11 protein-coding genes and 1 riboswitch are annotated in these 10,461 nt (G+C 70.8%); of the genes, 3 read left to right on the forward strand and 8 right to left on the reverse strand.

Features of this window, described 5'->3' with window-relative positions; translation table 11 throughout:
• Positions 1 to 2: 2 nt before the first annotated feature.
• From ACZ5J1_RS08395 to ACZ5J1_RS08415, 5 genes are read right to left on the reverse strand one after another with little or no spacing between them, the layout of a single operon-like run.
• Complete coding sequence (locus ACZ5J1_RS08395; protein WP_464564294.1) at positions 3 to 407, reverse strand: secondary thiamine-phosphate synthase enzyme YjbQ; 405 nt, start codon at positions 405 to 407, stop codon at positions 3 to 5.
• Complete coding sequence (locus ACZ5J1_RS08400) at positions 367 to 1,170, reverse strand: cobalt-precorrin-4/precorrin-4 C(11)-methyltransferase (protein ID WP_464564296.1); 804 nt, start codon at positions 1,168 to 1,170, stop codon at positions 367 to 369. The genes ACZ5J1_RS08395 and ACZ5J1_RS08400 overlap by 41 nt, the downstream gene beginning before the upstream one ends.
• The gene (locus tag ACZ5J1_RS08405; protein WP_464564298.1) at positions 1,167 to 2,684 is read right to left on the reverse strand and encodes a precorrin-2 C(20)-methyltransferase; all 1,518 of its coding nucleotides are present in this window, start codon (positions 2,682 to 2,684) and stop codon (positions 1,167 to 1,169) included. The genes ACZ5J1_RS08400 and ACZ5J1_RS08405 overlap by 4 nt, the downstream gene beginning before the upstream one ends.
• Entirely contained in the window at positions 2,681 to 3,346 is a 666-nt protein-coding gene (locus ACZ5J1_RS08410; protein WP_464564300.1) for a precorrin-8X methylmutase, read from the reverse strand. Before ACZ5J1_RS08410 ends, ACZ5J1_RS08405 begins: the two co-directional genes overlap by 4 nt.
• Positions 3,343 to 4,185: a nitrite reductase gene (locus tag ACZ5J1_RS08415; RefSeq protein WP_464564302.1), complete on the reverse strand. Its 843-nt coding sequence runs from the start codon at positions 4,183 to 4,185 to the stop codon at positions 3,343 to 3,345. Before ACZ5J1_RS08415 ends, ACZ5J1_RS08410 begins: the two co-directional genes overlap by 4 nt.
• Before the next feature lie 58 nt (positions 4,186 to 4,243).
• Positions 4,244 to 4,448: riboswitch (cobalamin riboswitch) on the reverse strand.
• A 7-nt stretch (positions 4,449 to 4,455) separates the two neighbouring features.
• Here ACZ5J1_RS08415 and ACZ5J1_RS08420 point away from each other — a divergent pair.
• The 3 genes from ACZ5J1_RS08420 to ACZ5J1_RS08430 are packed head-to-tail and all read left to right on the forward strand — an operon-like array spanning position 4,456 to position 7,402.
• The gene (locus tag ACZ5J1_RS08420; protein ID WP_464564304.1) at positions 4,456 to 5,523 is read left to right on the forward strand and encodes a lysylphosphatidylglycerol synthase transmembrane domain-containing protein; all 1,068 of its coding nucleotides are present in this window, start codon (positions 4,456 to 4,458) and stop codon (positions 5,521 to 5,523) included.
• Positions 5,524 to 5,541: 18 nt separating this feature from the next.
• Positions 5,542 to 6,465 (forward strand): alpha/beta hydrolase, encoded by a 924-nt coding sequence (locus ACZ5J1_RS08425; protein ID WP_464564306.1) that lies wholly within the window; start codon positions 5,542 to 5,544, stop codon positions 6,463 to 6,465.
• A 40-nt stretch (positions 6,466 to 6,505) separates the two neighbouring features.
• On the forward strand, positions 6,506 to 7,402 hold the full coding sequence (locus tag ACZ5J1_RS08430) for an oxygenase MpaB family protein (protein WP_464564308.1): 897 nt from the start codon (positions 6,506 to 6,508) through the stop codon (positions 7,400 to 7,402).
• Here the strand turns inward: ACZ5J1_RS08430 and ACZ5J1_RS08435 are convergent.
• The 3 genes from ACZ5J1_RS08435 to ACZ5J1_RS08445 are packed head-to-tail and all read right to left on the reverse strand — an operon-like array spanning position 7,394 to position 10,381.
• Positions 7,394 to 8,371: an NAD(P)H-dependent flavin oxidoreductase gene (locus ACZ5J1_RS08435; RefSeq protein ID WP_464564310.1), complete on the reverse strand. Its 978-nt coding sequence runs from the start codon at positions 8,369 to 8,371 to the stop codon at positions 7,394 to 7,396. The genes ACZ5J1_RS08430 and ACZ5J1_RS08435 overlap by 9 nt on opposite strands.
• Entirely contained in the window at positions 8,364 to 9,218 is an 855-nt protein-coding gene (locus tag ACZ5J1_RS08440) for an enoyl-CoA hydratase/isomerase family protein (RefSeq protein ID WP_464564312.1), read from the reverse strand. The genes ACZ5J1_RS08435 and ACZ5J1_RS08440 overlap by 8 nt, the downstream gene beginning before the upstream one ends.
• Entirely contained in the window at positions 9,215 to 10,381 is a 1,167-nt protein-coding gene (locus tag ACZ5J1_RS08445; protein ID WP_464564314.1) for an acyl-CoA dehydrogenase family protein, read from the reverse strand. Before ACZ5J1_RS08445 ends, ACZ5J1_RS08440 begins: the two co-directional genes overlap by 4 nt.
• Positions 10,382 to 10,461: the final 80 nt, after the last annotated feature.

Below are 10,461 nucleotides of genomic sequence, written 5' to 3' on the forward strand. Positions count from 1 at the left end.
TCTCAGCCGGCGAGAAAGCTGAACCGGACCGTCCGGTCGACGTTGTCGACGTTCAGGTCCACGAGGCAGATCGACTGCCAGGTCCCGAGCATCAGGCGGCCGTCGATCACCGGCACCGTGGCGTACGGCGGGATCAGGGCGGGCATCACGTGCGAGCGGCCGTGGCCGGGGGACCCATGGCGATGGAGCCAGCGGTCGTCCGCAGGCAGCAGCTCGGACAGGGCGCCGAGCAGGTCGTCGTCGCTGCCCGCGCCCGTCTCCAGGATCGCGATGCCAGCCGTGGCGTGCGGCACGAAGACGTGGAGCAGGCCGTCGCCCGCCCCGGCGACGAACTGGGCGCAGTCGTGCGTCAGGTCGAGGACCGTCTCACGGGTTCCGGTGCGGTAGCTCCGAGTCTCGCTGTCCATTCCGCCATCGTGCCCGATCGCGGTTCGCGTCGTAGAGGAAGGACTCCCCCACCTCGCCGTTCGCCGCATCGGGATCGAGCGCCCAGCCGACGAGGATGACCGCCGCCTGGCGGAGGTCGGCCGCCTCGACCGCGGTCGCGATCGTGCCGACCGTCCCGCGCAGGACGCGCTGCTCGGGCTGGGAGGCGCGGTGGACCACGACGACGGGGCACCCCGCGCCGTACGACGCCTCGATCTCCCCCATCAACGACCGGATCCGGGTGATCGCCAGGTGCAGCACCAACGTCGCACGGGTCGCGGCGAACGCCTCCAACGACTCACCTGAGGGCATCGCGGTCGAGCGCGCCTGGGTGCGGGTGAGGACGACCGACTGCGCCACCAACGGCACGGTCAGCTCGCGCCCGACCGCGGCGGCTGCGGCGGCATAGGCCGGAACACCGGGCGTCACGTCCCACGCGACCCCGGCGGCGTCGAGCCGTCGGGTCTGCTCCGACAGCGCCGAGTAGAGCGACAGGTCTCCTGACGCCAGCCGGACCACCGACCGACCCGCCCGCGACGAGGTGACCAGGTGCTCGGTGATCTGGTCGAGGTCCAACCCCTGGGTGTCGACCAGGCTCGCCTCACCGCTCACGTGCGCGAGCACCTCAGGATCCAGGTAGGTCCCCGGGTAGAGGACGACGTCCGCCGCGCCGAGCAGGTGGGTGGCGCGGACCGTCAGCAGGTCGGCCGCACCGGGGCCGGCACCGACGAAGTGAACGGTCACCGGAGGAACCCGTCGACGTAGCGAGGCGTCCAGACCCCAGCCGGGCTGACGCGGGTGGACTCGGCGCCGATGATCAGCAGGCACTTCATGTCGATCGTCGCCGGATCCAGCTCCGCCAGGGTGGTCACGGTGATCGACTCCTCGGCCCGGCCGACGTCGCGCCCCACGATCACCACCGTGTCGGGTTTGCGGTGCTCGAGCAGCACCTGCTGCGCCGTCTCGATCTGGGAGACCCGGGTCCGCGAGGCGGGGTTGTAGATCGCCAGCACCAGGTCGGCCTCGGCGATCGCTCGGAGTCGCCGCTCGACCACCTCCCACGGCTTCAACCGGTCGGAGAGCGAGACCACCGCGAAGTCGGCGCCGATCGGTGCTCCGGCACGCGCCGCGACCGCCTGGACCGCGCTGACTCCGGGCAGCACCCGCACCCGCACGTCGGCGTACGCCGGGTCCTCGGCCGCCTCGAAGACGGCAGCCGCCATCCCGAAGACCCCGGCGTCGCCGCCGGAGACGACCGCGACCCTCTCGCCCGCCTTCGCCAGCTCCAACGCGTGCCGGGCGCGGTCGACCTCGACCGTGTTGCCGGTCGCGTGCCGGGTCAGTCCCGGTCGCTGCGGGACGCGGGCGACGTACGGGCCGTATCCGATGACGTGGTCGACCTCGGCCAACGCGGCCGAGACCTCCGGCGTGAGCCACGCGTCCGGACCGGGCCCGAGCCCGACGACGAGTAGCTCCGCGGCCGGACCCTCCACGCTCACCACGGGCTCCACCGACTGCGTCGTGCGGGAGCGCGCGCCGTGGAGCGAGTCACCGGTCACGACGATCAGCGAGAAGTACGGCACCGTCTCCGGGGCCACGTCGGCCACCGGCAGCCATCGCTCCGCGGGCATCGAGGCCCGCTCCACGTAGAGCGCGTGCTCCAGGCGTCCGGCGGCCTCGAGCGCGCGACGGACGGCCGGGAAGGTCCGACCGAGCTTCATGATGATCGCCGCGTCGGTGTCGGCCAGGCGCCGCGCGAGCTCGGGCTCGGGCATGGTCCCGGGCAGCACGGTCAGCACGTCGGTCTGCCGCACGAGCGGAGCCGCGGTGGTCGCCGTCGCGGCCAGGAACGCCGGGATCCCGGGCACGACCTCCGTCGGGTACCGCTCGGCCAGTCGGTCGTGCATGTACATGTAGGAGCCGTAGAAGAGCGGGTCGCCCTCGGAGAGCAGCACGACGTCACGGCCGGCGTCGAGGTGCACCGCCAGCCGGGCGGCGGACTCCTCGTAGAAGGCGGCCAACGCGCCGGCGTACCCACCCGGGTGGTCGGTGTCGCCGGTGGTCACCGGATAGGTGAGCTGTTCCTCGATCACGTCGGCACGGAAGAGGGAGGCGGCGATCCGGCGGGCGTTCGACTCCTTGCCGACCCCGGCGTGGAACGCCACCACGGGCGCCGACTCGATCAGTCGCGCGCCCTTGCGGGTGATCAGCTCGGGATCGCCGGGCCCGACGCCGACGCCGTAGAAGTGGCCGGTCATTCCTGCTCCTGGGCCAGTGCGTTGAGCGCCGAGGAGGTCATCGCGGAGCCACCGCGCCGACCTCGTACGACGACGTAGGGGATGTCGATGCCCGACGTGGCAGCGAACTCGACCAGGGCCTGCTTGGACTCGGCAGCGCCGATGAAGCCGACCGGGCAGCCGACGATCGCCGCCGGGAGCGGGGCGCCGTCGAGGAGCATCTCGAGCAGGTGGAACAGCGCGGTCGGGGCGTTCCCGATCGCGACCACGGCGCCCTCGAGGTGCGGCTCCCACAACGAGACCGCCGCTGCGGTCCGGGTGGTCGACCACTCCCGCGCCAGGTCGGGCACTCGAGGGTCGTTGAGGAAGCAGAGCACGTCGTTGTCGGCGGGCAGCCGGGATCGGGTGACGCCGGTGGCCACCATGGTCGCGTCGCACAGGAAGGGGGCCCCGGCCTCCAGCGCGGCCCGGGCCGCGCGGACCAGGTCGGGGTGCACGACCAGGTCGCGGGCGAGGTCGACCTGCCCGCTGCCGTGGATCATCCGGACCGCGAGCTTCTCCGCGTCGGCCGGGATCGCGGACAGGTCGGCCTCGCGCCGGATGGTCGCGAACGAGTCGAGGTAGATGGCCGGTCCGGAGTCGACGTACTCGTAGCGGCGGGGCGGGCGGGTTGCGGTGCTCATCGGTGGTCCTCCGGCACGAGGATGCCCCGCCACGGGGTGACGATCAGGTGGTCGACGTCCGCGATGAGGTCAACCACGGCAGCGCGGGCGAGCCCGGTCTCGGGCACCTCCACGTGCCGTCCGCCGGGGACGGTGCCGAAGGGCAGGGTGGGCGCAGCAGTGGGGAGCCGCGGGTCCGGCGTGGCCGCCTCGAGGAGCGGCACGGTCAGCTCGGCGATGTGCCACGGCGCGTCCGGACCGGCTCCACGCACGTGGGCGAAGACCTCGGCCAGGGTGATCAGCGCGGCCGCGGCCGCGTCGATCGGCACGACCGGACCCCACGAGTCGCCGACTCTCAGCTGCACCGAGTCCTCGTCCAGGGCGACCGCGGCCAGGTCGGAGCTCTGGGACACCAGGTCGCCGCGACCGTCGTCGAGCACGACCAGGAACCGACCGGGCAGCCCGGCCAGGTCGGCGTTGCTGCGCAGCAGCGCATCGAACCGGGCCGCGACCGGTCGGAGGTCCGCCCGCCCGCCGGCCAGACCGCTCTGCGGCGAGACCATCACGTTCCGGGCCAGCTCGTGGGTGCGACTCGGCAGCAGGCCGGTCTCCTCGATCGCCGCGACCACCTCCGGGCTCAGCGACTCCCCGCCGGGCAGCGCACGGAGCTGGAGGTTCGCCCGCGTGGTCGGACGCAGCCGTCCGTCGCCGTACGTCTCCGCGACGTCGAGGAGGGCGAGGAGCTGGTCCGTGGTGATCCGGCCACCGATCAGGCGCAGCCGCACCAGCAGGCCGTCCTCAGCCGGCCACGGGCGCAGCACCCCGGGGCAGCGGTCGGCACGATCTCGGAGCGAAGACATCGATGGAACACCCATCCGGTCAGGGACTCTGTCGCGGAGTCCGAACGTGACCTGGCGGCGGACGCCGCTAGGGCCAGCAGGTCTTCGGACTCGGGATCGACCGGAACGGAGCGCCTTCCCGGACCCGACCTTCGTCGTGTCCAGTGGCTGCCATCGCTGGCATGCTCCGCCCGTCACCCTCACCGCTGCGCGTCAGTCCCGGATTCTCACCGGGTTCCCGCACTGGCGAGCCCGAGCATACCGGTGGACCTGGCCGACATAATCAGGGTCATGGCCGACGACGAACGTTCGCGCACCGCAAGCCTGATCCGGCAGTGGAGCTGGCGCGCCGTCGCCCTGGGCGCCACCGGGTTCGGCATCTACCTGGTCCTGCCGAGCATGCTCACCATGTTCGACGCGTGGCCGCGCCTGTCCGACGTGGACGTTCCGTGGTTCGTCATCCTCGGCGTCCTGGAGACCTGCAGCCTGGCCGGACTGTGGTGGCTGGCTCGGATCGCGATCACGGTCGAGGAGGAGGCCGCGGGCGTCGAAGCGGCCCCGGAACTGACCTGGGGCACGACCGCCGCGGCCCAGCTCGCCGGCAACGCCGCCAGCAAGGTGGTGCCCGGCGGCATCGCGATGGGCGGCGTGGTGCAGGGCAAGGTCCTGATCACGGCAGGGCAGCCCTCCGGTGCGGTGGTCTCCGGGCTGACCGCCTCCAACCTGCTCACCAGCGCCGTCCTGCTGCTGCTCCCCGTGCTGGTCATCCCCGCGCTGATCGTCGGCCCACCGCCGCCGCACCAGCTCCAGCTCGGCCTGCTGTTCTCGCTCGCCCTCGCGATCGTCACCGTCAGCATCGGCGTGGTCGCCTTCACGTGGCGCCGCGCGGTCGCCGCCGTCGGACGCGGCATCGGACACGTCGTCCACCTGTTCAAGCGGTCGGCGACCGCCACGAAGGTCGAGGCCTCGCTGCTGGCCCAGCGCGACCGCCTGGTCGAGGCGTTCCGCGGCCAGTGGCTGCAGGCCGTCCTGGCCGCGACCGCGAACCGGATGTTCGACTTCGCCGCCCTGGTCGCGGCCCTGGTCGCCTTCGGGGCTCACGTGCGTGCCTCTGAGGTGCTCGTCGCCTACGTCGTCGCGCAGGCCCTGACCTTCATCCCGCTCACCCCCGGGGGCCTCGGGTTCGTCGACGCGGGCCTCACCGGTCTGCTCGTCGTGATCGGCGTTCCGACCGACACCGCCGTGATCGGCACCCTGCTCTACCGCCTCTTCTCGTTCTGGCTGCCGATCCCGATCGGTGTCGGCGTGTGGGGGATCTGGAGCCTGCGCAACCGGCAACGCACCCCCGACACCGCCTGAGGTGGCATGCTCGGGGCCATGCCTCTCGACCCCGGAATCGCTGGCCTGCTCGACCTGATCAACTCCGCTGCGTACCCGCCGATGCATGCCGGCACCCCGGCCCAGGCGCGCCGCGCGACCCGCGCGATGACGATCGACCTGGTCACCCCGGAGAACCAGGTCCCGGTGGCCGAGGTCGAGCACATCGAGATCGTCGGGCGCCCGGCCCGGGTCTACCGGCCCGAGGGCGAGGGACCTCGTCCGACGCTGCTCTACTTCCACGGCGGCGGCTTCGTCGTCGGCGACCTCGACACCCACGACCAGACCTGCCGCCGCTTCGCCACCGGCACCGGTGCCGTGGTGGTCTCGTTCGACTACCGGCTCGCGCCCGAGGCGAAGTTCCCGGCCGCGGTCGAGGACTGCCTGATGGCGACCAAGTGGGTCGCGGGCCAGCTCGCCGTCTTCGGCGGCAGCGACGTCCTGGCCGTCGCCGGCGACTCCGCCGGTGGCAACCTGGCCGCGGTCGTGGCCCAGCAGCGCCCACAGCTGGTCGACGCCCAGGTGCTGATCTACCCGGTCACCGACCCGAGCGGCAGCTATCCCTCGCGCGAGGAGAACGGTGAGGGCTACTTCCTCGAGATGGCCACGATGGAGTGGTTCTTCCATCACTACGTGCCCGACGACGCCGCGCTCGACGACCTCTGGCACTCCCCCATGCGGGCCACACCCGAGACGATCGGAGCCACCGCGCCGGCCCTCGTCCTGACCGCCGAGTTCGATCCGTTGCGCGACGAGGGCGAGGCGTACGCCGCCGCGCTGGAGGCGGCCGACGTCCCGGTGGAGCTGGTCCGCTACGACGGCATGGTGCACGGATTCATCGACATGGGCCCCGCCAGCCCCGGGGCCGCTGCGGCGCTGGACGACCTCATCGCCCGGACGAAGGACCTGTTCGAGCGCATCTGAAAGGCGCTACTGTCGGATGAACGTCGACAGTGGAGGTGTCATGGTTCTCTTCGTTCAGCGGCCGGATCGCAACGCTGGGCTCGATCCGGAGCAGGACTTCCAGGAGATCTACACCAACCTCCTGTCCTACGAGTTCCCGTGGGACTCCAACCAGGCACTGAGCTTCGCACTCTTCCGCACCTACGCCGTCCCGAGCATCGGCCGTCTGCTGTTCCAGACCCGGGCCTTCATCGACCACACCCAGAAGCGGTACGACGACACCGCGCTGCTGCTGGCCGCTCCGCTGGAGCACGGCCTGGACAGTCCGGAGGGCAAGACCGGTCTGCGGCGGGTCAACCAGATGCACCACAGCTACGACATCCCGAACGACGACATGCGCTACGTGCTGTCGACGTTCGTGGTGGTGCCGGCGCGGTGGATCGCCGACTACGGATGGCGTCAGCTCACCGACGCCGAGCTGCTGGCCAGCGTCCGCTACTACCAGGCGCTCGGCCGGCGGATGGGGATCAAGGACGTCCCCGAGACGTACGACGGCTTCGCGACGTTGATGGATGAGTACGAAGCGGCGAACTTCGCCTACGACGGCGGTGGTCGCGCCGTGGCCGACTCCACCCTCGCACTGCTCTCGGAGTTCTACCCCAAGCCGATCAGCTGGTTCATGCCGCTGTTCAGCAAGGCGTTGATGGACAAGCCGCTGCTGCGGGCGTTCGGTTACTCGGACCCGCCGGAGTGGGTCCGCAGGGCCGCCGAGTCCGGCCTGCGCCTGCGGGCCCGGTTCGTCGCGCTGCTGCCGCCGCGGCGCAAGCCGGTGCGGACCGAGGACCTCAAGAAGATCAAGTCCTACCCGCACGGGTACGACCTGGCCAGCCTGGGCACGTTCCCGCACGGGAAGCACGCCCAGGCCGGCGTGGATCAGAGCGAGTCGACCTCAGCCTGAGAAGCGCGCCAGGTTGGCCGTCAGCGTCCGGTGTGCCTCGGCGACCATCCGGGTGACGATCTCCCCCGCGGGCGGGATGTCGCGGACGATGCCCTGCACCAGGCCGACCGACCAGATCCCGGCCTCGAGGTCCCCGTCCTCGAAGACCTTCCGTCCCCGTGATCCGGCGACGAGCGCCTGCACGTCGGGGAACTGACCGCCGGCGTTGAGGATCTCCACGACCTCGTCACTGACCGAGTTCTTCGCCACCCGCGCGGTGTTGCGCAGCGTGCGGAAGATCAGGTTGGTGTCGAGCTCGCTGTTGGCGACGATCTGCTCCTTGACCGACCGCGCGATGTCGGACTCCTCCGAGCAGAGGAACCGCGTACCCATGTTGACCCCGTCGGCACCCAGCGCGAGCGCCGCGGCCAACCCGCGACCGTCGGCGATGCCGCCCGAGGCGATGAACGGGATCGACAGCGCGTCGGCCGCCGCCGGGATCAGCACCAGCCCGGGGATGTCGTCCTCACCGGGGTGACCGGCGCACTCGAAGCCGTCGATCGAGACGGCGGTGACGCCGACCTTCTCCGCCTTGACCGCGTGCCGGACGCTGGTGCACTTGTGGATCACCTTGACCCCGTGCGCCCCGAAGAAGTCCATGTGCGGCTCGGGGCTGGACCCGGCCGTCTCGACGATCGTGATCCCCGCGTCGACGATCGCCCGCCGGTACTCGTCGTACGGCGGCGGGGTGATCGAGGGCAGGATCGTCAGGTTGACCCCGATCGGCTTGTCGGTGAGCTTGCGCGCCCGCTCGATCTCGACGACCAGGTCGGCCGGGGTGGGTTGGGTGAGTGCGGTGATCATGCCAAGACCCCCGGCTTCGGAGACGGCCGCGGCGAGCTCGGCCCGGCCGACCCACATCATCCCGCCCTGCACGATCGGGTACTGGATCCCGACCGCTTCGGTGAAGCGTGTGCGCAGCTCAGGCACGGTCCGCTCCCTTCTGGTTCCGCCGAACGTTGAAGAACCGCTCGGTGATGATGTCCTTGGTGACCTGCTGCCCGAGCAGGTGGACGAGGTGACGCGACTCGATCGCGAGTGCGGCGTCGATGTCGACGGTCGCTCCTTCGGCCGCCGCCAGGATCGCGGTGTACGCCGCCGTCTCCTGTGCCGCTGGGGCGGACGCTCCCGGGCGGTCCCACGGCTGCGCAGCGTCGGGGTGGGCGGCGATCCAGGCGCGCCCCCGCGCCTCGAGCTCGGACACGTCCCCGACCAGCTCGTCGACCAGGCCGACCTCGAGCGCCTCGGTCGGGGTGAACATCCGGGCCGGCAGAATGACCTCTGCGAGCGCCTTCGCGAGCCCGAGCAGGCGGCTGACCCGACTGACTCCTCCCGCGCCCGGATAGAGTCCCAGGCTCACCTCGGGCAGGCCCAGCAGCGAGCCCGGGACGTCGGCGGCGATCCGGTGATGGGTGGCCAGCGCGACCTCGTAGCCACCGCCGAGAGCGGTGCCGTTGATCAGGGCGACGACCGGTCGGCCCAGCGTCTCCAACCGGCGGAAGTCGTTCTTCATCAGGTCGAGGTGACGCAGCTCCTCGGCGTCGTTGGCCGGGTCGTGGGAGCGCAGCTTCTCCAGGTCGCCGCCGGCGAAGAAGCTCTTCTTCGCCGAGGCGAGCAGGACGCCCGTGATCTCGTCGCGCTCAGCCTCGAGTCGGTCGAGGGTCAGTCGCAGCGAACCGACGAAGTGGTCGTTCATCGTGTTGACGGGGGCGTCGGGGTCATCCATCACCAGGGTGACGATGCCCGCGGCGTCACGGGTGTACCGGATCGCGCTCACAGTCCCAGGTCCTTGCCGACGATCTCTTTCATGATCTCCGTGGTGCCGCCGTAGATCGTGGTGATCCGGCAGTCCTGGTAGTCCTGTGCGATCCGGTACTCCTGCATGTAGCCGTAGCCGCCGTGCAGCTGGAGGCAGCGGTTGACCACGGTGACGTACTGCTCGGTGCACCAGAACTTCGCAGCGGCGGCGTCGACGGCCGACAGCTTGCCCTCGGCGTGCTGAGCGATCAGGGCGTCGACGTGGGAACGGCTGACCCGGACGGCGGTGACCAGCTCGGCCAGCTCGAACCGGGTGTTCTGGAAGGAGCCGATCGGCTTGCCGAACGCACTACGCTCCTTGACGTACTCCAAGGTGCGCTCCAGCACGCCCTCCGCGGCGGCGACGGCGCCGAGGGCGATCGAGATCCGCTCCTGGGGCAGGTTCTGCATCAGGCCGAGGAAGCCTGATCCCTCCTCGCCGAGCAGGTTCGCGACAGGGACGCGGACGTTCTCGAAGAAGAGCTCCGAGGTGTCCTGCGCGTGCAGGCCGATCTTCTCCAGGTTGCGTCCGCGGCTGAAGCCCGGGCGGTCGGCCTCGACGACGATCAGGCTGAGCCCCTGGTGCGGGTGCGGGCCGGTCCGGACGGCGACCACGACGAGGTCGGCGTTCTGGCCGTTGGAGATGAACACCTTCGATCCGTTGATCACGTACTCGTCGCCGTCACGGACCGCCGAGGTGCGGATGCCGGCGAGGTCGGAGCCCGTGCCGGGCTCGGTCATCGCGATCGCCGTCACCAGCGTGCCGGCGGCGATCCCCGGGAGCCAGCGTGCCTTCTGCTCGTCGTTGGTCAGGTCGACGAAGTACGGGATGGTGATGTCGCTGGACAGGCTGATCCCACCGAGACCGTCCGAGACGGGGTGCCGGCTGAACTCCTCACCGATGACGGCGTTGAACCGGAAGTCGTCGATCCCGGCGCCGCCGTACTCCTCGGGGATGTTGAACCCCAGGATGCCGGCGTTGGCCGCCTCCTCGAAGAGCCACTTGTCGACCTTGCCCTCGGCCGCCCAGCGCTCAGCGTTCGGCTTGGCGTGCTTGTCCACGAAGGCGCGCACCGTCTCGCGGACGTGCTGGTGGTCGTCGTCGTACAGGGGGCGGTCGTTCTCGATCACGGCGCTGCTCATGGGCGTCCCTTCCTCGTCGTTTTCATAATCGTATTCGAATTCAAAAATGGGTCAAGGGGTGTCCGCCGAAGGAAACCGGC

It is taken from the genome of Nocardioides sp. JCM 18999, from assembly GCF_055391175.1.